This window comes from Amycolatopsis sp. N2S4-7 (assembly GCF_058119595.1).
In genome coordinates, this window is sequence record NZ_CP172299.1 from 9,542,968 (window position 1) to 9,565,408 (window position 22,441).

23 protein-coding genes are annotated in these 22,441 nt (G+C 73.2%); 2 read left to right on the forward strand and 21 right to left on the reverse strand.

Translation table 11 applies throughout. The features are described from left to right. Positions 1–37 precede the first annotated feature (37 nt). The 6 genes from ACH54P_RS45045 to ACH54P_RS45070 all read right to left on the reverse strand — a co-directional run bounded on the left by ACH54P_RS45045 (position 38) and on the right by ACH54P_RS45070 (position 8,169). Complete coding sequence (locus tag ACH54P_RS45045) at positions 38–1,480, reverse strand: APC family permease (RefSeq protein WP_489909416.1); 1,443 nt, start codon at positions 1,478–1,480, stop codon at positions 38–40. A gap of 97 nt (positions 1,481–1,577) precedes the next feature. Continuing rightward, positions 1,578–2,852 (reverse strand): sensor histidine kinase, encoded by a 1,275-nt coding sequence (locus tag ACH54P_RS45050; protein WP_489909417.1) that lies wholly within the window; start codon positions 2,850–2,852, stop codon positions 1,578–1,580. 113 nt (positions 2,853–2,965) lie between these two features. After that, positions 2,966–4,396 (reverse strand): carboxylesterase/lipase family protein, encoded by a 1,431-nt coding sequence (locus tag ACH54P_RS45055; protein WP_489909418.1) that lies wholly within the window; start codon positions 4,394–4,396, stop codon positions 2,966–2,968. 200 nt (positions 4,397–4,596) lie between these two features. Then, positions 4,597–6,771 (reverse strand): xanthine dehydrogenase family protein molybdopterin-binding subunit, encoded by a 2,175-nt coding sequence (locus tag ACH54P_RS45060; protein WP_489909419.1) that lies wholly within the window; start codon positions 6,769–6,771, stop codon positions 4,597–4,599. After that, on the reverse strand, positions 6,768–7,730 hold the full coding sequence (locus ACH54P_RS45065) for an FAD binding domain-containing protein (protein WP_489909420.1): 963 nt from the start codon (positions 7,728–7,730) through the stop codon (positions 6,768–6,770). The genes ACH54P_RS45060 and ACH54P_RS45065 overlap by 4 nt, the downstream gene beginning before the upstream one ends. Further along, positions 7,717–8,169 (reverse strand): (2Fe-2S)-binding protein, encoded by a 453-nt coding sequence (locus ACH54P_RS45070; RefSeq protein WP_489909421.1) that lies wholly within the window; start codon positions 8,167–8,169, stop codon positions 7,717–7,719. Before ACH54P_RS45070 ends, ACH54P_RS45065 begins: the two co-directional genes overlap by 14 nt. 194 nt (positions 8,170–8,363) lie before the next feature. Here ACH54P_RS45070 and ACH54P_RS45075 point away from each other — a divergent pair, with 194 nt between their 5' ends. Beyond that, on the forward strand, positions 8,364–8,939 hold the full coding sequence (locus tag ACH54P_RS45075) for a TetR/AcrR family transcriptional regulator (protein WP_489909422.1): 576 nt from the start codon (positions 8,364–8,366) through the stop codon (positions 8,937–8,939). Here ACH54P_RS45075 and ACH54P_RS45080 read toward each other — a convergent pair. From ACH54P_RS45080 to ACH54P_RS45090, 3 genes are all read right to left on the reverse strand, one after another. Beyond that, entirely contained in the window at positions 8,936–9,295 is a 360-nt protein-coding gene (locus ACH54P_RS45080; protein ID WP_489909423.1) for a hypothetical protein, read from the reverse strand. The two genes, ACH54P_RS45075 and ACH54P_RS45080, sit on opposite strands and share 4 nt — an antisense overlap. A 532-nt stretch (positions 9,296–9,827) precedes the next feature. Further along, the gene (locus ACH54P_RS45085) at positions 9,828–11,321 is read right to left on the reverse strand and encodes a CoA-acylating methylmalonate-semialdehyde dehydrogenase (protein ID WP_489909424.1); all 1,494 of its coding nucleotides are present in this window, start codon (positions 11,319–11,321) and stop codon (positions 9,828–9,830) included. Between the two features lie 56 nt (positions 11,322–11,377). Next, positions 11,378–12,247 (reverse strand): Cgl0159 family (beta/alpha)8-fold protein, encoded by an 870-nt coding sequence (locus tag ACH54P_RS45090; protein WP_489909425.1) that lies wholly within the window; start codon positions 12,245–12,247, stop codon positions 11,378–11,380. Between the two features lie 186 nt (positions 12,248–12,433). Here ACH54P_RS45090 and ACH54P_RS45095 point away from each other — a divergent pair, with 186 nt between their 5' ends. After that, complete coding sequence (locus ACH54P_RS45095) at positions 12,434–13,225, forward strand: GntR family transcriptional regulator (protein ID WP_489909427.1); 792 nt, start codon at positions 12,434–12,436, stop codon at positions 13,223–13,225. Here the strand turns inward: ACH54P_RS45095 and ACH54P_RS45100 are convergent. The 12 genes from ACH54P_RS45100 to ACH54P_RS45155 all read right to left on the reverse strand — a co-directional run bounded on the left by ACH54P_RS45100 (position 13,219) and on the right by ACH54P_RS45155 (position 22,342). After that, a complete protein-coding gene (locus tag ACH54P_RS45100; RefSeq protein WP_489909428.1) occupies positions 13,219–13,725 on the reverse strand; it encodes a hypothetical protein in 507 nt (168 codons plus the stop codon). The two genes, ACH54P_RS45095 and ACH54P_RS45100, sit on opposite strands and share 7 nt — an antisense overlap. Positions 13,726–13,772: 47 nt before the next feature. Beyond that, on the reverse strand, positions 13,773–15,167 hold the full coding sequence (locus ACH54P_RS45105; RefSeq protein WP_489909429.1) for an MFS transporter: 1,395 nt from the start codon (positions 15,165–15,167) through the stop codon (positions 13,773–13,775). A gap of 23 nt (positions 15,168–15,190) precedes the next feature. Beyond that, positions 15,191–15,418 (reverse strand): hypothetical protein, encoded by a 228-nt coding sequence (locus ACH54P_RS45110; protein WP_489909430.1) that lies wholly within the window; start codon positions 15,416–15,418, stop codon positions 15,191–15,193. Continuing rightward, the gene (locus ACH54P_RS45115) at positions 15,415–15,987 is read right to left on the reverse strand and encodes a hypothetical protein (protein ID WP_489909431.1); all 573 of its coding nucleotides are present in this window, start codon (positions 15,985–15,987) and stop codon (positions 15,415–15,417) included. Before ACH54P_RS45115 ends, ACH54P_RS45110 begins: the two co-directional genes overlap by 4 nt. A 13-nt stretch (positions 15,988–16,000) precedes the next feature. Continuing rightward, positions 16,001–17,140, reverse strand: a complete 1,140-nt coding sequence (locus ACH54P_RS45120; RefSeq protein WP_489917005.1) for a zinc-dependent alcohol dehydrogenase — start codon at positions 17,138–17,140, stop codon at positions 16,001–16,003. 55 nt (positions 17,141–17,195) lie between these two features. Further along, entirely contained in the window at positions 17,196–17,915 is a 720-nt protein-coding gene (locus ACH54P_RS45125) for an alpha/beta fold hydrolase (RefSeq protein ID WP_489909432.1), read from the reverse strand. Between the two features lie 29 nt (positions 17,916–17,944). Continuing rightward, positions 17,945–19,135 carry a PP2C family protein-serine/threonine phosphatase gene (locus ACH54P_RS45130; protein WP_489909433.1) on the reverse strand — a complete coding sequence of 397 codons (1,191 nt, stop codon included), beginning with the start codon at positions 19,133–19,135 and terminating at the stop codon, positions 17,945–17,947. Next, on the reverse strand, positions 19,135–20,127 hold the full coding sequence (locus ACH54P_RS45135) for a SpoIIE family protein phosphatase (RefSeq protein ID WP_489909434.1): 993 nt from the start codon (positions 20,125–20,127) through the stop codon (positions 19,135–19,137). The genes ACH54P_RS45130 and ACH54P_RS45135 overlap by 1 nt, the downstream gene beginning before the upstream one ends. Further along, positions 20,124–20,561, reverse strand: coding sequence for an ATP-binding protein (locus ACH54P_RS45140; RefSeq protein ID WP_489909435.1), 438 nt, complete (start codon positions 20,559–20,561; stop codon positions 20,124–20,126). The genes ACH54P_RS45135 and ACH54P_RS45140 overlap by 4 nt, the downstream gene beginning before the upstream one ends. Beyond that, entirely contained in the window at positions 20,551–20,931 is a 381-nt protein-coding gene (locus tag ACH54P_RS45145; protein WP_489909436.1) for an STAS domain-containing protein, read from the reverse strand. The genes ACH54P_RS45140 and ACH54P_RS45145 overlap by 11 nt, the downstream gene beginning before the upstream one ends. Then, entirely contained in the window at positions 20,928–21,785 is an 858-nt protein-coding gene (locus ACH54P_RS45150; RefSeq protein ID WP_489909437.1) for an STAS domain-containing protein, read from the reverse strand. Before ACH54P_RS45150 ends, ACH54P_RS45145 begins: the two co-directional genes overlap by 4 nt. 92 nt (positions 21,786–21,877) lie before the next feature. After that, entirely contained in the window at positions 21,878–22,342 is a 465-nt protein-coding gene (locus ACH54P_RS45155) for a MarR family transcriptional regulator (RefSeq protein ID WP_489909438.1), read from the reverse strand. Positions 22,343–22,441 lie beyond the last annotated feature (99 nt).

Here is a 22,441-nt window from a genome sequence, read left to right on the forward strand (position 1 = left end):
GCCAGGTCGCGAGACCGAGTCCGGGGCGCGGATTGAGCTACCGAGGCACGGCTTCGGCTTGGACGCCGAGCGTGTCCAACCCCGCGTAGACGTCCGGACGGCGGCGCCGCAGCCAGGCCGCGAGACCGAGCCCGGCGAGCACGGCGACGGCCAGCAGCCACGGCAGCAGCGCGATCGCGGGCGCGGCGGAGCCGGCGAGCGTGGGGAAGTTGACGATCGCCAGCGCCGTCACGGCGATCAGGCCCAGCCCGCCGAGACCGGGGGCCACCGCGGTGCGCCAGAGCCGGGGGTCGCGCCGCCGCCGGAAGAACGCCACGACGGCGATCCCCGCCAGGGCCTGCAACGCGATCACCCCGAGCGTGCCGATGCCCGTCATGCTGGCGGTGAGGTCGGCGAGGGGGTCCAACCCGGCCAGCGCGTACGCCGCGGCGATGAGCGCGGCGACCCCGATCTGCGTCCCGCTGGCCACGTACGGCGCGCCGTTCGCCGCGTTGGTGCGGCCGAGGACCGCGGGCAGCACCCGGGCCCGGCCGAGCGCGAACAGGTAGCGCGTCGCCGAGTTGTGCAGCGCCAGGAGCGCCGCGAACAGGCTGACCACCAGCAGCAGCATCATCACGTCGGTGAGGAACGCGCCCAGGTACGTCCGGCTGACGGAGAAGACGAGGTCGCCGGTGGCGAGGTGCTCCTGGCCGGCCGCCCCGGCCCGGGCGACGCCCGTCGCGCTGACGATCGCCCACGTCGTGACCGCGGCGAAGACGCCGATCAGCACGATGGCCGTGTAGGTCGCGCGCGAGATCGTCCGGTGCGGGTCCCGCGCCTCTTCGCTGAACAACCCGGTGGCTTCGAAGCCGACGAAGGCGTTGAAGGCGAACAGGAACGCGACCCCGACCGACCCCGAGAACACCACGCCGGGCGCGAACGCGTGGACGTCCAAACCGGTCCGGAGGGCGATCGCGACGTCGAGGACGAGCAGGATCGACACCTCGAGGACCAGCGAAACCCCGAGCACCTTCGCGCTGACGTCGATCCCGCGGCGGCCGAGCGCGAACACCGCGAGGACGGACACGAGGCTCCAGAGCTGCCACGGCGTGTGCAGGCCGAAGACCTGCTCGACGACGTTCGCCGTGAAGAACCCGCTCGTCCCGACCGCGCCGGCGACGAAGCAGTTGTAGCCCAGCAGGGCGATCAGGGCCGCGACCAGGCCGAGCGGGCGGCCCAGGCCGCGCGTGACGTAGACGTAGAAGCCGCCCGCGCCGGTGACGACCTTGCTCATCTGCGCGTAGCCGACCCCGAAGAGCACGAGGATCACCGCCGACAGCAGGAACGCGCCCGGCATGCCGCCGCCGTTCCCGAGCGCGATGCCCAGCGCCGCGATGACCACGATGCCGGTGAGCGGTGCGACGGCGGCGAGCACGAGGAACACGACCCCCGGCGTGCCGAGGGCGTCCCGGCGCAGGGCGCCCGGTTCCGGTCCGGCCATGGCTTCTCCTCCCGACGGGCTGTCCGGGGCATGGTGCGCCCCGGCCGCGGCGGGGGTCTTGTGCGCCAGTGCAGGACCGTTGTCGCCGGACGCGGGCCTAGCCGGGCACCCACATCGTCACGCGGGTGCCGCGGCCCGGTTGCGAGTCCACCGTGCCGTGCCCGCCGACCTCCGCCAGCCGGGCCACGATGGACTGGCTGATGCCGAAGCCCGGTGGCCGGTCGTGGACGTCGAAACCCTGGCCCTGGTCCCTGGCCACCACCGCGATCCCGCCGTCGCGCTGCTCCACGCGGAGCACGACCTGCTTCGTCCCGGAGTGCTTCACGGTGTTGCGCAACGCTTCCCGGACCGCTTCGCACAGCGCGGTCCGCCGGTCCTGGGACACCTGGTGGTCGTCGGCGAAGTCCGCGGCGACCAGTTGCGTGCGCAGGCCGTCGCGGGCCAGTTCGGTGGCGACGTCGGCGAGTTCGACCGCGAAGCTGCGCGTCGGCCCGGTCGGTACCGGCTCGGTGATCCGGCGGCGCAGCTCGGCCGCTTCGGCCTTGGCGACCGAGCGCAGTTCCGAAAGCCGGGTGACGGCCTGGGCGTCGTCCCCCGGCGCCGAGATGGCCAGCGCTTCGAGCGTCTGGAGCACGCTGTCGTGCATGATGCGCCGGGTCCGGCGGCGTTCGGCCTCGCGCCCGCGCCGCAGCCCGATGTCCACCGCGAACCGGGTCCCGACGCCGAGCAGGACGAGGATGGCCGTGGCGAGCACGATCGCCACGGCCAGCGCGACCATGCAGCCGATCGACCGCGTCATGGCGAGCTGGTCACCCAGCGGCAGGCCGCCCGCCAGCGTCAGCGCCGCCCGCAGCGGGACGGCCGCGGCGAACAGCCACAGCGCCGCGGGCAGCCCGGACGTGCCCGCCCACATGGCGACCGCGCCGACCAGCCACGTCCACGACACGTCGACGGCGAAGGGCTGCACCGACGCCGGGGCCGTCATCGCCACGACGAAGTTGAGCAGCACCCCGACGGCGAGGTCCAGGCTGAGCGCGCGGCCCGTGACCCGGGCCCGCAGCCCGCCGGAGCGGAGCACCCAGACCGCGGCGGCCGTGTTGGCCACGACGGCGAACGCGGTGGCGCCCAGCACCGGGCCGAGCCCGAGGGTGCCGTTCGCCGCGGCGAACCCGATGAACACCTTCACGAACGCCGCGATGCGGTAGGCCAGCGGGACGAGGACCCAGTAGCGCGAGGCGCGGGCGAGCGTCGCGTCCCCGACGGCGGTGAGGTCACCGTCGCCGACGGGATCGGCGGGCTCCGCGGGGGTGCCGCTGCGCAGCAGCGTGCGGACGAAAGCGCGTGGCGGTGCGGCAGAGCCCGCCTCGGGCATCGGTCGTCCCCATTTCATCCGGCCGTCCGGGCGGCCTGAGCCTGGCAGCGCGGCGGGGGGATAGTCAACCGTGCGGGGGCGGAGTCCAGCCCGGTGGAGCAAGGGCCGGGCGGTCAGTACGCGTGGAACACCGTGTCCTCGCCCGCGTACTCCGGCCAGCCGGGTGAACCGGTGGTGGCGAAGCGGTGCCAGGCGCCGTTCAGGTCGCGGGCCAGTTCCCGGGGCGCGTGCTCGCCGAGCAGGCCGCGGGGGCCGGTCATCGGCTCCAGCGCGTCGAACACGAAGGGCAGCTCGAGCCCGTGGCAGGCGCCCAGCCTGCCGTCGAGCAGGGGCGAGCCCCATTCGAACTCGTACCGGAACGTCCGGCCGGTGTGGTGGTCGGCGAGGTCCCGCACGCCGTCGCGGAAGACGAGGTCGGTCAGGGCCTCGACGAGGACCTCGCCCGCCGTGCGGTCGGTGCCGAGGCCGTAGGCGTACAGGACGCCGGCCGGGTCCGGGTGCGACACCGCCAGCGACGCCACGGCCTGGTCGTCGGTGACCGCCTCGAGCGCGCCGGTGGGCACCAGGTAGAGCCGCATCTCTTCGCTGCAGCTGCCGGCGATCAGGTCGACGTCGCGGCTCGCGCCGGCCCCGATCGCCTTGGCCGGGTGCTGCGGCAGGACGTCGTCGCCGACCACCGGGAGGAACGGGCTCAGCCCGTACCCGCGGTCGTAGCCCAGCGCGTCGCGCAGGTCGGGGGCGCCACCGGGGCGCAGGACGGCGTCCTGAGCGTCGAGCAGCTGCTCGGTCGACACCTTCCGGAACGCCTCCGCGGTCGGTTCCGCCTTCAGCTCGTCGGCGACCACCCGGGCCAGCCGCCGCGCCTGGACGCCGTCGCGGACCATGTCCGGGTGTCCGCTTTGGACGATGGCGCGGTGGAAGAGTCCCGGCGAGAGCGGCGAACCGAGCAGGCAGGCGACGCTGACCGCGCCGGAGGCGGCGCCGAACAGCGTGACGTTGGCGGGGTCGCCGCCGAACTCCGCGATGTTCTCCTGGACCCAGCGCAGGGCCGCGAGCAGGTCGCGCAGCCCGAGGTTGGTCGTGCCGCCGTCGAGGGGGAGGAACCCGTCGATGCCGAGCCGGTACTGCACGGTCACCAGCACCGCGCCGGCGTGGGCGAAGGCGGTGCCGTCGTAGACCGGGGCGGAGCCGGTGCCGCCGATGAACGCGCCGCCGTGCACGAACACCAGCACCGGCAGCGAAGCGGCGCCCAGCTGCGGGGTCCAGACGTCCACCGTCAGGTACTCCGGCCCCGGCCGCCAGCCACTGCCGGCGAGCGGGGACAGGTCGAGCCCGGGCACGTCGTGCCGGCGTTGCGGCGCGGTCGGCCCCGGTCTCTGCGCGTCGCGGACGCCCTCCCAGGGTGGAGCGGGGACCGGTTCGGCGAAGCGGAGTTCCCCGTCGGGCGCGGCGGCGTACGGGATGCCGCGGAACCGCGCGACGCCGGTGGCGGTGACCTGACCGCGGACCGCGCCGGACGTGGTGGGGACGACGGGGTCGGACATGCGGGGGTCCCTTCGTGGAAGATCGGGGGAAGCGCCCGTCAGCCTAGGACCGTGGACGGGCCGCCGTCATGGGCGGACCGTCCCCTTCGGTGTCGCGGATGGATAACGGCGCCGGGCCCGGATTGGCCAACCGGGCGGCGACGCCGTGAATTTCTGTTGAGCCGGGGGCGGGGCACCCTGGGGCGCCCCGCCCTCCGCCGTCATTCTGCGAGCAGATCTTCGATCGTGATCGGGATGTGCCGGACGCGGATGCCGGTGGCGTTGTGGACCGCGTTGGCCACCGCCGCCGCCATGCCGACCGTGCCGATCTCGCCGAGGCCCCGCGCGCCCACGGCGTTGTGCAGCGTGTCCGGGTACTCGACGAAGTGGACGTCGACCTCCGGGATGTCCGCGTTCACCGGGAGCAGGTAGCTCGCGAAGTCGCCGTTCGCGAGCCGGCCGTTCGCCTCGATCTCCAGGCCTTCGTGCAGCGCCGCCGAGATGCCCCAGATCATGCCGCCCATCAGCTGGCTGCGGGCCGCCTTGTCGTTGATGATCCGGCCCGCGTCGAACACGCCGAGCATGCGGGACACCCGGGCCTCGCGCGTCCACTTGTGCACGCGGACCTCGACGAACTGGGCACCCCACGAGCTGAACGAGTGCTTGGTCAGCTCCTCGCCGGGCGCCGACGAACCGGTCACCTCGAGCGTTTCGCGGCCCAGCGTCCGCAGCAGCTCACCGAACGTCATGCTCTGCCCGTTCGCGAAGACGCGGCCGTCGGCGTAGGTGACTTCGGCGCCTTCGAACGGCGCGCCCGGGTCGGACGCCAGGGCGACGAGCTCGTCGATCGCCTTGGTCGCGGCGATCATGATCGCCGTGCCCGCGCTCGCCGTCGCCGTCGAGCCGCCGGAGAGCCCGCCCGGCGGGAGCGACGAGTCGCCGAGCTTCGGCGTGATCCGGTCCGCGGGGATGTCCAGCGATTCGGCGCCGATCAGCGACAGCACCGTCAGCAGGCCGGTGCCCGGGTCCGCGCCGCTGGTCGCGACGTCGGCGGTGTCGTCGGCCCGCAGCGTGATGCCGACCGTGGCCGGGAACCGCAGGGCGGGGAACATCGCCGTGGCCACGCCCATGCCGACGAGCCAGTCGCCGTCGGTGTGCCCGCCCGGCCTGCGGTGCTGCCAGCCGAACCGGGCCGCGCCGACGCGGAAGCACTCGTCGAGGTGCTTGCTCGCCCACTGCAGGTCCTTGCCCGGCGGGGCGATCGAGTTGTTCTTGATCCGCAGCTCGACCGGGTCCACGCCGAGCGCTTCGGCGAGTTCGTCCATCGCGCTCTCCAGCGCGAAGGAGCCGGGTGCCTCGCCGGGGGCCCGCATGAACGTCGTCGGCGGGACGTTCAGCGGCACGATCTTCTGGCTGATGGCCAGGTTCCGCGTGGCGTACCACTCGCGCGAGGTGCCGTGCGAGGTCGGTTCGACGAACGACCGCGCGGTGTCCGTGCTGCACCACGAGTCGTGGCTCAGCGCGACCAGTGAGCCGTCGCGTTCCGCGCCGAGCTTGATGGTCTGGATCGTCGCGGCCCGGCCGGCGGTCGCGGTGAAGACCTGCTCGCGGGCGAGGGTGGACTTCACCGGCCGGCCGAGGTCGCGGGCCGCGGCGGCGGCCAGGAACGCCGGCGCCGAGGTGCGTCCCTTGCCGCCGAACGCGCCGCCGACGAACGGGTTCACGCAGTGCACGGCTTCCAGCGGCACGTCCAGCGCGCTGGCGAGCTCCATCGCCTGCAGATTCGACGCCTGGTTGCCGCTGTAGACGGTCACCTCGCCGCCGTCCCACACCGCCACGGCGGAGTGGGGCTCCATCGCGGCGTGGTTCTGCGTCGCGGTCGTGTAGGTCGCTTCGACGACGACCGGGCTCGCGGCGAACGCGTCCGCGATGGATTCGACGCCGTCCTCGAGGATTTCGAGCGTCGGCCCTTCGCCGTCGCGGCCCGGGGGCGCGTCTTCGGCGTCGGCGAGGCCGTCGGTGAGCGACGTCTTGGCGGGCAGCTCGCGGTAGGCGACCTTGACGAGCCCCGCCGCGTCCCGGGCCTGTTCGAACGTCTCCGCGACGACGAAGCCGATCGGCTGGCCGTAGTGGGTGACTTCCTTGGTCTGCAGCGGAACCCACGTCTCGCCGAACAGCGGCGAGGTCGCCGTCTTCAGCTTCAGCGGGTCGAACGGCGAGTACACGCCGATGACGCCGGGGGCTTCCCGGGCGGCCGAGAAGTCCATGGCCTCGAGTTCGCCGTGGGCGATCGTGCTGAGCACGACGTAGCCGTAGGCCTGGCCGGGGAAGGTGTGGTCGGCGCCGTACTTGGCCCCGCCGGTGACCTTCAGCGGCGCGTCCAGCCGGGTGATCATCGGGAGCTCCCCTCGGTGAGTTCGAGCAGCGCGCGGACGATGGTCCGCTTGAGCAGCGGCACCTTGAAGGCGTTGTCCCGCAACGGCCGGGCGCCGTCGGCGGCGACGGCCGCGGCGGCTTCGAACGACGCCTGCGTCGCCGGGGCGCCGCGCAGGGCTTCCTCGACGGCCGGCAGGTGCCACGGCACGGTCCCGACGCCGCCGGCCGCGACCCGCGCGTCGGCGATGACGCCGTCGTGGACGTCCAGCGCGACGGCGGCCGAGCACAGCGCGAACTCGTAGGACTGCCGGTCGCGCACCTTGACGTAGGTGGAGTTGGCCGCCCAGTCCAGCCGCGGCACGACCACCTCGGTGATCAGCTCGCCGGGCCGCAGGTCGTTCTCCAGCGCGGGGGTTTCGCCGGGCACCTGGTAGAAGTCGCGAAGGGCGACTTCGCGGGTGCCTTCGGCGTCGGCCAGCTTCAGCCGCGCGTCGAGCGCGACGAGGGCGACCGCGACGTCACTGGCGTGCGTCGCGACGCAGGAGTCGCTGGTGCCGAGGATGGCGTGCATCCGGTTGGCGCCCTCGATCGCGGAGCAGCCGCTGCCGGGCTCGCGCTTGTTGCACGGCGTGGCGACGTCGCGGAAGTACGTGCAGCGCGTGCGCTGCAGCAGGTTCCCGCCGATGCTGGCCATGTTCCGGATCTGCTGGGACGCGCTCAGCAGCAGGGCGCGCGAGATCGCCGGGTACACCTGCGGGTGCCCCGCGATGGCGCTCATCCGCTCGAGCGCGCCGAAGCGCAGGCCGTCACTGGTGTCGATGCCGCGCAGCGGCACCTGGTTGATGTCCAGGACGTGCTGCGGCGTCAGGACGTCGAGCTTCATGAGGTCGACGAGGGTGGTCCCGCCGGCGAGGAAGGTGCCGGGCGTGTTCAGCGCGGCTTCGACGGTGGTGGGGGTGGTCAGCTCAAAGGGACGCATCGGCCCGCCTCGCCTGCTCGACGGCCTTGACGATGTTCGGGTAGGCCGCGCACCGGCAGAGGTTGCCGGACATGAACTCCCGCACGTCTTCGACGTCCTGTTCCACGGCGGCGACCGCCGACATGACCTGCCCGGCGGTGCAGAAGCCGCACTGCAGGGCGTCCTGGTCGACGAACGCCTGCTGCACCGGGTGCAGACCATCCTCTGTGGACAGTCCTTCGACGGTGGTGACCGGTTCCGTGACGGTGGCGGCGAGGGTGAGGCACGAGAGCACGGGCCGGCCGCCGATGTGCACGGTGCAGGCGCCGCACTGCCCGCGGTCGCAGCCCTTCTTCGGGCCGGTGACGTCGAGGCGCTCGCGCAGCGCGTCCAGGAGGGTGACGCCGGGATCGACGTCCAGGTGTTCGGTTTTGCCGTTCACTTCGAGTGAGATGTCCACTGGTCTCTTTCCGCGGCTCGTCGGTGTGGGTACCGGACGGTGGTGGTGGCGGCGAACGGGGAGCGGATACTCATCCGCTTCACCCGGTCGCGAGGCTAGCGGATTACAATCCGCTTCGCAACGAAGTGTTCAGGCTGGAGTTGCTCCAGGTCTGAGCTAGATTCGGCGAGACGACACGACGACCGGGAGGGACGATGACGACGGGATCGGTCAGTCCCCGGCGTGCGGATACCCGGCGCAACCACGAGCGCATCCTCGTCGCGGCGGCGGCGTCGCTGGCCAGGACGGGCGAAGTGTCGTTCAACGCGATCGCGAAGCAGGCCGAAGTCGGCGTCGGCACGGTGTACCGGCACTTCCCGACCCCGGAGGCGCTGATCCTGGCCGTCTACCAGCGCGAGGTCCGGCACATCGTGGACGTCGTCCCGGTGCTGCTGGGCAAGCACGCTCCGGACGAGGCGTTCCGGGTGTGGGTGACCGACCACCTGGCGCACTACATGATGACGAAGAAGGGGCTGGCCGACGCCCTGCGCACCGCGACGGCGTCCCGGGGCGAGCTCCCGGCGAGCGCCTACGAGGCGATGGTCGGCGCGGTGTCGACCATGCTGGCGGCCAACGTCGAAGCGGGGACCGTGCGGCCGGGCCTGGCCCCGCTGCAGGTGATGCGCGGCCTGGCCGGCCTGCTGCTGCTCGACCCGAACGGGGAGTGGCGGCGCGACGCGGCGGGCCTCGCCGATCTGCTGTGGCACGGGATGGCCGCGCAGCCCGGCTAGGCGTCGCCGTCGAGGCGGACGGTCACCGTGACCCGGCCCTTCTCGTCCCGCCGCGCCACGGCGTGACCGGTGCGGGCGGTTTCGTCGAGTTCGAGCGTGAGGGCGGCGCCCTCGCCGGTGAAGTTGCGCCACCACGACTTCGCGTCGGGCATCCGGACGCCGATGGTGACGACGTCGCCGGCCCGCCGGTAGCCGACGGGCGTGCTGATCGTGCGCCCCGACCGCCGTCCCGTGTAGGTGACCACCGTCAGGTGGCGGCGGACCAGGTTTCCCCAGCGCGGTGACGTCCGGAGTGTGCCGACGCAGGTGTTGACCCGGTCGACGGCGTTCTTCGGGAGCGGGCCTCGATATCCCACGGCAGCCTCCTTCGTCGGTGCTGCCGCCACCGTACCGGAAAACCGGAGGCAGGTGTTCCGGTTAACCGGCGTTCGGGTCCGCTCTCCGGAGTCGCGGCTCCGGACACTTCGCGACCTCGGCTACCGCGCGATCCGGACCCAGGCGGCGGTGCCCGGGATCGCGCGGTGGCTACGGCGTCCGGCACGGCAAGGTCTACGAACCGGCCGCGACCGCCCTGCCCGACGAGCAGCCGTGGAGCACCGAGGCCTACCTCGGTTTCGCGCCGACCCACCTTCACGCCGGCCGCGAGCGCTTCGGCTTCCACCTGCTGCACGACACCGACCACCGGCTCAGCCCGATCGAGGCCGCCCGACCCCGCCGAAAACCAGGAAGCCTTCGGGCTCATCCGCAGCCACACGACGGCCGATCGCCGTCGGTGAGGTGCTCAGCTCCATCTGGGACGTTCAGCACCTCGTGCGCCGACGGGATCAGCCGGAGCACCGGAGGAACCGGCGGCGGCTGAGACCCGGGGGCCGCCGCCGCCGAAGTGGTTCAGCTCGATGTGGGGAAGGTGAACGCCGCCGTGTGCGTGCTGGTGTGCGGCCAGCGGGTGGTGACGACCTTGGCGCGGGTGTAGAAGCGGACCCCTTCCGGGCCGTGGATGGGGCTGTCGCCGATGAGGGAGTCCTTCCAGCCGCCGAATGAATAGTAGGACATGGGGACCGGAATCGGCACGTTGACGCCGATCATGCCGACCTTGACCTCGCGTTGGAACTTGCGGGCGGCTTCGCCGCTGCCGGTGAAGATGGCGGTGCCGTTGCCGTAGGGGTTGGCGTTGATGATGCCGATGGCTTCGTCGACCGTGTCGGCGCGGACGATCGCCAGCACCGGGCCGAAGATTTCCTCCTGGTAGGCGGCCATCTGCGGCGTCACCTTGTCCAGAAGGGACGGTCCGACGAAGAAGCCGTCCTCGTGTCCTTCGACGGTCAGGCCGCGGCCGTCGACGACCACCGACGCGCCCTGCTCGGCGCCTGCGGCGACGGCGTTGACCACGCGCTCGCGGGCGGCCTCGGTGACGACGGGGCCCATGTCGCTGGCCGGGTCGTCGCCGGGGCCGACCTTCACCTCGCGGGCCTTGCGCTCGAGGATCTCGACGAGCCGGTCGCCCGCCGCGCCGACGGCGACGCCGACCGAGATCGCCATGCAGCGCTGCCCGGCCGAGCCGAACGCGGCCGCGGTGAGGTGGTTCGCGGCGTACTCCAGGTCGGCGTCGGGCAGGACGACGGCGTGGTTCTTCGCCCCGCCGAGGGCTTGGACGCGTTTGCCGGTGGCGGTTCCGCGTTCGTGGACGTACTTGGCGATGGGCGTCGAGCCGACGAACGACACGGCCGCGACGTCCGGGTGGTCGAGGATGGCGTCGACGGCGGTCTTGTCGCCGTGGACGACGTTGAACACGCCGTCGGGCAGGCCGGCTTCGGCGTACAGCCGTGCGACGAAGTTCGAGGCGGACGGGTCCCGTTCGCTGGGTTTGAGGACGAAGGTGTTGCCGGTGGCGATGGCGATGGGGTGCATCCACAGCGGCACCATGATCGGGAAGTTGAACGGCGTGATCCCGGCGACGACCCCCAGGGGCTGGCGGAAGTCGTGGACGTCGACGTCGCGGGAGACCTGGTCGGAGAAGCTGCCCTTGAGCGCGTCGGCGATGCCGCAGGCGTACTCGACGACTTCGCGGCCGCGGACGATCTCGCCGCGGGCGTCGTCGACGACCTTGCCGTGTTCGCTCGAGATGATCCGGGCGAGTTCGTCTTCGTGTTTCACCAGCAGCTCGCGGAAGGCGAACATGACCTTGGTGCGTTGGGACAGCGAGGAGTCGCCCCATGCTTCGAAGGCCTTGCTCGCGGCGGCAACGGCGGTGTCCACATCGGACGCGTCGGCGAGCAGGACCGAGGCCTGCTGCCGCCCGGTGGCCGGGTCGTAGACCGGCGCGGTGCGGGTCGATCCCGCCGCGGTGGCGGTGCCGTTGATCCAGTGTTCGATGGTGTTCACGGTGCTCCTGCGGTCATGGTCCTGAGCCTGCTCGGTCGGTCCCTCGCGGCGTGGTGTCACAGCAGCCCCACCGCCGTGTCCACGGCCTTCGCGACGTCCCCGTCGTGGGGGTAGAGCAGCGAACGTCCGACCACGAGACCCTGCACGGTCGGCTGGGTGAGCGCGCGCTGCCAGGCGGCGAACGCCGCGTCCGCGTCCTTGACCTCGCCGCCGAGCAGCACCGCCGGCAACGTCGAGGACGCGAGCACGCGCTCCATGTCGTCCACCACGGGCAGCTTGAGCCAGGTGTAGGCCGACGACCGGCCGAGCCCGGCGGCGATGGTGATCGACTTGATGACAGCGTCGGGGGAGAGGTCGTTCTTGAGCCGCCCGTCGGTCCAGACCGAGAGGAACGGCTCGACCATCGCGATCAGTCGGCGGTCGGCGAGTTCGTTGACCGCTTTCGCGGTGTTTTCCAGGACGCTCGGCGTGGCCGGGTTGTCGAGGCAGATCCGGGTGAGCGTTTTGCCGCCGTCGAACCGCATCTTTTCGATCGCTTCGGCGTCGTAGCAGGCGAACCGGTTGTCGATCTCGAAGCTCGACCCGGCCAGCCCGGTCCGGTTCATCGACCCGATCACGGTTTTGCCGTCCAGGACGCCGAGCAGCAGCAGGTTGTCGAGGACGTCCGCCGTGGCCAGGACGCCGGTGACGCCGGGGCGTTCGAGGGCGAGGCACAGCCGTTCGAGCAGTTCGCCGCGGTCGGCCATCGCGGTGGGGTTGCCGCCCACGGCGTTGGCGCCGCGGGCGGGGTGGTCCGCGGCGATGATCATCGTGCGGCCCTTGTTGTTGAAGGGCGACTTGGCCCGCACCCGGTTCGCGGCCGCCTCGGCGATCGCTTCGGGGTGGTGCACCCGCTGGGAGACGAGACGCCGGATCGTGGCGGTCACCGTTCCACTCCTCGCAGACGTGGGTTCCGGCCCGTGGTGACGAGGTCGAACGTCATCGGTCCCTCCTTGAGTGCTTCCGCCGCCAGCCGGCCTGAATCCCAGATTGCCGCGAGCCGGAGACTTTGTCAAGACATATGGACATCAGGTCATCCCTACAGTGGGAGCCGGCCCGGTAGGCTCCCGTCAATGAGCACGCCTCCGCCGTCCCAGCCGGATCTCACTTACCCGGCCTGGGATCCCGGCCGGGAGATCGAGCTGGACCCGGGCAGTCCCGAGCCGCTGTACTTCCAGGTCTCCCGGCAGCTGCAGGCCGCGATCGCGGACGGCCGGCTGCCCGCGGGCAGCCGGCTGGGCAACGAGGTGGACCTCGCCGCGAACCTGCGCCTGTCGCGCCCGACCGTCCGCCAGGCGATCCAGACGCTGGTCAACCAGGGCCTGCTCGTGCGGCGGCGCGGCGTCGGCACCCAGGTCGTCCGCACCAAGGTCGCGCGGCCGCTCCGGCTGAGCAGCCTCTTCGACGACCTCAGCGGGCTCGGCGGCAAGCCGGAGACGGTGGTGCTGGCCAACCGCGTCGAAGAAGCCGACGAGAAGGTGGCCGCCCTGCTCGAAGCGCCCGGCCTGACCCACGTGCGGCGGCTGAAGCGGATCCGCTCGACCGACGGCGAGCCGCTGGCCCTGATGAACAACTACCTGCCCGACGGCGTCCTCGACCCGGCCGACGACGAGCTGCGCGACAAGGGTCTCTACCAGCTGCTGCGCTCGGCCGGGGTACGGCTGCACGCCGCCGAGCAGAACATCGGCGCCCGGCTGGCGACCGAAGAGGACGCGGAACTGCTGCACGAGGAGCCGGGAGCGGCCTTGCTCACGATGCAGCGCACGACCTACGACGACGCCGGCCGGGTGGTCGAGTACGGCTGGCACGTCTACCGGGCGTCCCGCTACGCGTTCAACCTTTCCCTGACCAACGGTCCTCAGTAGCCGCGGCGGCGGCGGTAGTACGCCCACGTGACCGCGGCCAGCAGCGGCGCCCACAGCAGCAGCGGCAGGTAACAGGCGACGACCAGGACGTGCCAGCCCGGCGCGGAGAAGGCGAGGAACCCGAAGCCGGGGAAGCCGCGGAACGCGTACGCCCAGACGACCGCCAGCGCGAGCGCGCCCAGCGCGGCCGGCACGATCGCGGCGGGCGGGGTCACCCGGCGGCCGCCGAGCAGGGGGATCCACCGCGGAACGCGCTCGCCCCACGGGCGGACCAGGCCGAGCGTCAGCAGGGCGAGGCCTTCGCAGACGACGCTGAGCGCGACGAAGGAGACCGCGTCGGCGAAGGTGACGGCGGGCTCGGGCCGGATCCCCAGGTCGAACCCGGCGGCGAGAGCCAGCCGCCAGAGCCCGGACGGCAGCGTGAGCAGCGGGACGGCGTGGGCGGCGGCGACGGCCCAGCGCTGGGGGCGGCGGCCGTCGTGGACCGGGAGTCGGGACATGCTCCGAGCCTCTTCCCGCCGGGCCGTCGGCACCTCCCTCCCGGGTATCAGCCGCCGCGCCGCACGGGGGAGATCCGCCCGAGCGCGAGGGCGGCGAGAACGGTGACGCCCATCGCGGCGGCGCCCAGCCAGGAGGCCGTCGCGTACCCGGTTCCGGTGGGGAACTTCGCGCCGGCGGGGGTGTGGGCGGCCAGGGTCAGGCCGCCGAGCGCGCTGCCGATCGAGAAACCGACGCTGCGGACGACCTGGTTGAAGCTCATCGCGCTGGACGTCTCCGCCGCCGGGGTGACGGCGAGGATCGCGGCCGGCATCGCCGCGGAGAAGACGCCGACGCCCAGCCCCAGGACGCCCATCACCGCGAAGGACTCCCAAAGCTCGCCGCGGGTCAGCGCGAACACCGCCAGCGCCACCAGCACGGCCGCGCCCCCGGTGGCCAGGACGGTCGCCGGAGCGAGCCGCTCACGCAACGGCCGCACCAGCTTGCCGCCGGCGAAACCGGCCGCGGAGAACGGCACGAGCACCAGGCCCGCGACGAAGACGCCGACGCCGAACCCGGCGGGCTGGGGCGTCTGCACGTAGCGGGTCACCAACGTCAGCAGCAGGTACATGCCGACGCCGCCGAGCAGCATGACGGCGTTGGCCCCGGCCACCGCGGGGTTCCGCAGCAGGGCGAGGTCCACGAGGGGGGTGGCGCACCGGCGTTCGCGGCGCACCCAGGCGCCGAGCAGCACGGCCGACGCGGCCAGGAGGGCGGCGCCGAGCGCCGGACGGCCGGTCCAGACGCCGGTCTGGCTGATCGCGAGCAGCAGCGTCAGCAGACCCCCGGCCAGCAGTGCCGTGCCCGGCCCGTCGACCGCCGCCGAGCGGCCGGACGGCGGCCGGGGCACGGACCACCACGCGGCGGCCAGCGCGATCGCGGTGACCAGCAGGCCGAGCCCGTACGCCGCGCGCAGCCCGGCCAGGTCGGTGAGCAGCCCGGCCAGCGGGTAGCCGACGCCGATCCCGACGGTCGAGGCCACCGAAAGGAGCGCGATCACCGAGCCGGCGCGAGCGGCGGGCAGGTGGTCGCGGGCGACGCCCATCATCAGCGCGGTCAGGCCCAGCCCGGCGCCCTGGGCGACCCGGCCGGCCAGCAGCCAGCCGAACGACGGCGGCACCACCGTCAGGAGACTGCCCGCCACCACGACGGCCAGGGTGGCGAGGACGACGTGCCGGCGGCGCGGGCCGGTGCCCAGCCGGCCCAGCACGGGGGTGGCGATCGCCCCGACCAGCAGCGGCGCGGTGAGCGTCCACTGCGCGGCGGCCAGCGAGACGCCGAACCCGCCCGCCACCGAGGTGATCAGCGGCGCCCCGAGGCTCCCGACGACGGCGACGACGAGCGCGATGAACAGCAGCGCCGGGGCCAGCAGCCGTCCGGCGGCCGGCAGGTTCGGCGTGGACACCCGGGCAGCATCTCAGGCGGCGTTCAGCCGTGGCGGATTTCGGCCGGCGCGTCCACCGTGAGCACCCCGTCCACGGCGATTCCGCGGGCCTTCCCGCCGACTGCCGCTCCGGACACCGGCGCGGCCGCGTTCCGGTCGAACGACGGCGAGAACGACGTGCCGGTGAGCGCGACGTATCCGGCGAGCACCGCCACCACCCAGCGCCACGGCGGGCGGTAGCGGACCGGCTCACCGGGCAACGCGGGCGTCACCGGCGCCGCCGCAGCACCCGCCGGACGGCCGAAACGGCGAGGGCCGCCGTCAGCACCCAGGGACCCGCCACGAGCACCGGGTCCAGCAGGTGGTGCCGGACGTCCGCGCGCTTCTTCCCCACCCGCGAGGAAAAGCCGTGCCGGGTGAACTCGCTCAGCACCCCGGTCTCGGTGATCGGGTTGTCCGGGCGAAGGGTGGCGAACGAGCGCAGGTGGCTCTCCCAGGCGTCCACCCGGTCGGCGGCGAGCAGGAGCAGCCAGTGCGCGGCCCGCCCCTCGCTGTACTTCCGGTAGGAAAACCGGCGCAGCGCCCCGGAAATCCCCTTCGGCGGGCACGAGGTCCCGAAGACCGGCGTCAGGAACTCGTGCTCGATCGAGCGTTCCCGCGGCCACTTCTCCGGCTGCCGCTCCGGGAACTCCCAGTGGGCGCCGGTCCGGTCGTCCTGCCACTGCAGCTTCGGCACCGACGGCCGGTCCTTCGGGTCCAGGTCCGCGCCCCAGCCCGGGATCCGGGCGCGGAGGCTCTCGCTCGATTCCGCGATCGGGGGCCGCTCCGACGTGTACGTCATGGTCGTTCCTTCCTCAGCCCGCGGTGGGGACGATCAGCGGCTTGATGCAGCCGTCCAGCTTGGCGGAGAAGATGTGGTACCCCTCGGCGATGTGCTCGAGCGGGATGCGGTGGGTGACGATGTCGGCGGGCTTGAGGTAGCCGTTGCGGATGTGCTCGAACAACCGCGGCCACTGCCGCTTGACCGGGCACTGGTTCATCCGCAGCGTGAGGCCCTTGTTGAGCGCGTCGCCGAACTTGACGGCGCTGAACATCGGGCCGTAGGCACCCATCACCGACACGGTGCCGCCCTTGCGGACGGCGTCGATGCACCAGTTCAGCGCCACCGGCGAACCGCCCTGCAGCTTGAGCTTGGCCGCGGTGACGTGCTGGGTGAAGTTCCCGTCGGCCTCGGCGCCCACCGCGTCGATCGCGACGTCGGCGCCGAGGCCGTCGGTGAGCTTCTTCAGGTGCACCACGATGTCGTCGTACTCGGCGAAGTTGTCCGTTTCGGCGTGGGCGAAGGTGCGGGCCTTCTCCAGGCGGTACTCGAGGTGGTCGATGACGATCACCCGGCCGGCGCCCATCAGCCACGCCGACTTCGCGGCGAACAGCCCCACCGGCCCGGCACCGAAGACCACGACGACGTCGCCTTCGACGATTCCCCCCAGCTGGGCCCCGAAGTAGCCCGTCGCGAGCGCGTCGGTGAGCAGGACGGCGTCGTCTTCGTCCAGCCAGCCGGGGAGCACGGTCGGGCCGACGTCGGCGAACGGCACCCGGACGAACTCGGCCTGGCCGCCGTCGTAGCCGCCGCAGGTGTGCGAGTAGCCGTAGATGCCGCCGACGGCCGTGGCGTTCGGGTTCACGTTGTGGCAGTTGGAATACAGGCCGCGGGCGCAGAACCAGCACGTCCCGCAGAAGACGTTGAAGGGCACCATGACCCGGTCGCCGCGGCGGAGGTTCCGCACCCCGGACCCGACGTCCTCGACCACGCCGACGAACTCGTGCCCGAACGTCGTCCCGACGCGGGTGTCCGGCATCATCCCGTGGTAGAGGTGCAGGTCGGAGCCGCAGATCGCGGCACGGGTGACCCGGACGATCGCGTCGCCGGGATGCTCGATCGGGGGAACGTCCTTCTCTTCGACACGCACCTTGTAGGGCCCGCGGTACACCATCGCACGCACAGCGCCTCCTTCCGACGGTGCGTCGGCATACCCGGGCCGATCCCGCCTAACCCCGGACGGCGAAAGCCGTGATCAACGCCGACGTGCGGCCGCCGGCCCGGGCGGGGAAGGTGTGCGGGCCGGGGACGGTGACCAGTTCGCCGTCCGGAGCCGCGTCGGCGAGGGACCGCGCCCAGCCGTGCGGGCTGAGGGTGTCGAGGTGGCCGCGCACCACCCGGACCGGGCACCGCAGCCGCGGCACCACCCGTTCCGGTTCGTCGCGCTGGGCCGACCGGATCATCCGCAGCAGCCGCCGGGGGCCGGCCCGCAGGTAGTGCGGGACCGTGCCCGGCAGCGCCGCGGGCGATTCGTGGACGAGGTCCCGCAGCAGCGCGCCGGAAAGCGGGCCGAGGCGGCGGAGCGGGGGCGGGAAGGTCGGACCGGCCAGCACCAGGGCCTCGACCAGCTCGGGGCGCCGCGCCGCGACGGCGATGGCGGCCTGCGCGGCCGTCGAATGTCCGAAGAGGACAGCGGGGCGGTCCAGCCACCCGATGACGGCGTCGGCGATCGCGTCGATTTCCGGTTCGCACGCCAGGGGACCCGGCCCGCCGAACCCGGGTACGTCGAGCAGGTGGCTTCGCGTGGCCGCGGCACAGCCGTGCAGCGTGTCGGCGAGGTAGCCGGGCGCGCCGAGGCCCGGCAGCAGCACGACCGGGGGACGGCCCGGACGCTCGGTCCCGGCGGAAAGCACTCGCACGCGGCCGGACGCGGTCCTCGAGGTGGTCATCGCGGACGGGGTACCCGGCGGCCGCCGTCCTACGCCACGGAAGTCCGGCGGATGGCGAGGACGACGGTGTCGTCGGCGTGCAGGACGACGTCGTGCATCCGGGTCACCAGTTCCCGGGGCAGGGTCGCGGCCGGCCGGGCGTGGTGGGCTTCGGCGAGGGACAGCAGGCGCACCTGGCCTTCGTCGAGGTCCTTGCGGCTCTCGACCAGGCCGTCGGTGTAGAGCAGCAGCGTGTCGCCGGGCGCGAGGACCGCGCGGACGAGCCGGCGGCTGCCGGGATCGGGGAACCCCACGCCGCGGCCGGGGACCGGGGCGGGCAGCAGCCGGGCGGCCCCCGCCGCCGTGACCAGCACCGGCTCCGGGTGCCCGCCGTTCGCGAGCTGGGTCCGGCCGGTGACGGGGTCGACGCGGGCGAGCACGACCGTGGCCATCAGGTCGGGCTCGATCGCCGCGAGGGTGCGGGAGGTGCGGGAGATCAGGTCCGGGAACGGGTGCCCTTCCAGGGCGAGGGTCCGGATCGCGTGCGTGACGGTGAGCGCGTGCCGGGTCGAGGTGACGCCGTGGCCGACCGCGTCGACCAGGGTCACGTGGACCTGCCCGTCGGGCAGGACGAACCAGTCGTAGAGGTCGCCGCCCGCCGGGGAGTCCTGGTCGGTCGGGGAGTAGTGGACGGCCAGCTCCAGGCCCGGCACGGTGAGCGGCCGCGGCCGCAGCGCGTCCTCCAGCTCGCGGAAGATCACCGCGTGCGCGCGGCGGAGCTGTTCGTCGCGTTGTTCGAGCTCGACGTACATCGCCAGCACGCCGCTGTTGGTCTCCGCGAGCTCGTGCTTGAGCTCCCGCTGGTCCTGGGCGAGCGTGTCGGCGCGGGCGATCAGCGCGAGCATCTCCTCGCGCGTCGCCCGGTCGTCGTCGGGGTCGGCCGGTACCGCGGGCCTGCCGCCGGCCAGGTGCCAGGTGAGCGTCTCGTCGTCGCCCGTCTCCGGCAGCAGCGGCAGGGCGTTGCGGCTGTGCTGGCTCACGGCGTGGTCCAGCCGCACGGTGACGGCGAGCCGCCGGTCCGAGGACGCCGTGGCCACGTCGACGGTTTCGCCCGCGAGCAGGGCGGGTTCGGCGAGCAGGGTCACGGCGAGCACCAGGCGCGCCCGGTTGTCGGCGGGGACGCCGGCTTCCGCGCAGGCGGTGCGGAGCCGCCGCCGGATCCGGGCCAGGTCGGGGCGCATCAGGCGGGCCGGTCCGCGCGCAGGGCGAGCATCGCCGCGTCGTCGCGCGGGTTCCGGTGCCGGTGGGCGAGGTCCGCGGCGAGCAGCAGCAGGTCCGGGGACCGGCCGGGGCCGCGCCAGGTGGAGCCGACGCCGTCGGTGTGCAGGACGACGACGTCGCCTTCGGCCAGCTCCAGGTGCCGGACCGGGGCCGACGGCAGGGTGAACCCGACGATGCCGGGGGTGCTGAGCAGCAGGCGGGACGGGCCGTCGCCGAGGCTGGCGCCGCTGACGTTGCCGACACCGCAGAACTCGAGCCGCCGCGGCGCGATCCGCATCAGCGCGATCGCCGCGCCCCGGGTCGTGCGGAGCGCGCGGTGCATGTTCGTGAGCTGGTGGGGCAGCGGACGGTCCGGGTTCTGCGTGAACACGTCCAGTGCGGCGCCGGCGGCCTCGGCGGCGTCCGGTCCGTGGCCGAGACCGTCGGCGACGACGGCGGTCCGGCTCCCGGTGACGTCGGCCAGCGCGACGGCGTCACCGCAGTACTCCTCGCCGTCACGCGGCAGGCGGAAGTGCCCGATCCCGGCGCGGGGCGGCTGCGCCGCGGGGTCGAGGAGCCGGGCGGCGGCGAGCGTCCCCGTCGCGGGTGAGGAGGTGATCCGGAACTCGGTCGCCATCCGGCGCACCGCGCCGAGGCCGGTGCCGAGCGTCGCGGTGGTCGTGTTGCCGTCGAGCAGCCAGTGGTCGAGGTCGGCCATGCCGGGACCGTCGTCGGCGGCCAGCACGTCGACGCCGCGGCCGGTGAGCGACGGCTGCACGAACACGGACCCGCCGCCGGTGTGCTTGTCGATGTTGCCGGCAAGCTCGGCGGCCACGACGGCGGCGCGTTCGGCCAGCACGTCCGGCAGCCCGGCGGCGTGCGCGGTTTCGCGGGCGACGCGGGCGGCGGCGTACCCCGCGCTGGGGTGGTCGACGCGGATCTGGCGCGTCAGCCCGGTGACGGTGGCGGTCATGGTTTCCAGCGCACGACCGTGACGGTGGTGCCGCGGCCGGGCTCGGTGTCGAGGTGGAAGTCGTCGACCAGGCGGCGGGTGCCGCCGAGGCCGTGCCCGAGGCCCGCCCCGGTGCTGAAGCCGTCGGTCATCGCCTGCTCGACGTCGGCGATCCCGGGGCCGTCGTCGCGCACCTGGAGCCGGAGCCCGAGCCGGCCGGCGGGGTCCCGAACGGCGGCGACGGTCATGGTGCCCCCGCCGCCGTGGATGTAGGCGTTGCGGACCAGTTCGCTCGCCGCGGTGACGATCTTCGTCTGGTCGACGATCGAGAACCCGGCGGCGACCGCCGCGGCGCGCACGGCGTGGCGGGCGGCGAGCAGGTCTTCCTCCACCCGGACGGGGTGCTCGCACGGCGGGACGTCGTGCTCGTGGCCGGTCCGTTCGTCAGGAAGCATGAGGCGCCTCTTCGGGGCGCCGCCAGCCGAGCAGTTCCATGGCCTGTTCCGCGTTGAGCGCGGTTTGGACGCCGGTCAGCCGCAGCCCGAGCTCGGTCAGGGTCAGCGCGACGGCCGGGCGCATGCCCGCCACGACCATCCGGGCGCCGAGCAGCCGTCCGGTGCCGGCCAGCTGCATGAGCACGCGGGCGACGAAGGAGTCGATGATCTCCAGCCGCGAGATGTCGATGATCACACCGCGGATGCCCTCGTCCGCGATCCGCGTGGTCAGCTCGTCGGTGAACGCGAGGGCGGTCTTGTCGTCCAGGTCGTTCAGCAGGCCACCGAGCAGGATGTCCCCGAGCCGCAGGATGGGCAGGCCGGCGTTCACCCGGTCACCGCGCCGGGGCGGCCGCCGTCGCCGAGGAGCTGCATGGCGGTGGCCAGCGCGTCCGCGAGCGTGCCGCGCGTGACGATGTGCGAGAGGTCGATGCCCAGCTGCGTGATGGTCTGCGCGATCGACGGCTGGATCCCGCTGATCACGCATTCGGCGCCCATCAGCCGGACCGCGCTGACGGTCTGCAGCAGGTGCTGCGCGACCGCGGTGTCGACGGTGGGGACGCCGGTGATGTCGATGATCGCGACCCGCGCTTCGTGGGCCTGGATCGCTTCGAGGAGGTTGTTCATCACGACCTGGGTCCGGGCGCTGTCCAGCGTGCCGATCAGGGGCACCGCGAGGACGTGCCGCCACAGCCGCACGACCGGGGTGGACAGCTCGAGCACCTGGCTGTGCTGCTCGCGGATGATCCGTTCGCGACCCGCGGAGTAGACCTCGAACGTGAGCACGCCCGCGCTGTCGAGCAGCTCGTTGACCAGCAGGGCCGCCCGGTAGCGCAGCGCCGAATCCTCGGTGTGCCGCTCGATCGCGCCCAGCATCGTGCGCTTCAGCGCGAGGATGGCCATCGCCGTGGCCGACGGCTCCGCGCCCGCGCGGGCCCGGCGCTCCGACAGCGACGTCAGGACGTCGCGCACCGCCGGGTCCTGGTCGACGATCCGGGACACCGGGAGCGTGCCGCCGAGCGCGTCCCGGAGAGCCTCCAGGAGGTCGACGGCTTCGCGGTGCAGCTCGCTGGCCGTCTGGCTGCCCCGCTCCTGCCCGGCCCACTCGCCGACGAGCGCGGACCGGTCCTCCTCCAGCGTGCGCGCCAAAACCGTGCGGACCTGGCTGTCGTCCGTGCCCAGCACCGAAGCCTCCTCGGTGATCGGGGCGCGCTCTGTTGTACGCCAGCTTAACTATTGTTATATAACAACAATTGTACCGGCTACGCAACTCGGTCTCACCAGGGCCCGTCCCCGTCGGCCAGCGCCCGGTACTCCCGCAGGCCCTCGGCCAGCGCGGCCCGGCCCTCCGGGGTCATCTTCGCCAGCCGCGCCTCGACGCCTTCCCGGCGCCGCGCCCGCAGCTCCCGCAGGTAGGCGCGGCCGCGGTCGCTGAGCCGCAGCGTCAGCTCCCGCCGGCTGCGCGCACTCGGCAGGCGCTCGAGGAAACCGACCGCCTCCAGCCGGTCGCAGAGCCGGCTCACCAGCGGCGGGGTCGAGCCCAGGTGGTCGGCCAGCTCCCGCAGGGTGATCCCGTCGTGGCGGTCCAGGGCGACGACCGCGCGCAGCTGCGACACCGACAGCGGACGCGGCGACACGTCCCGCGCCCGCTCGAGCACCGACGCGAACAGCTCGGCGAGGCCCGCCACGGCGGCCGCCCCGTCCGGGGTGGCCTGCTCGCGGGATCGATCCACGGCGTCCACTGTCGCATCCCTATGCTGAACCGGCAGCACAGCTCACGCGACTCGCCGTAGACCGGCACGCCGGAGCGGCGCAGACTCTCGACAGACCCGACCGCGCGC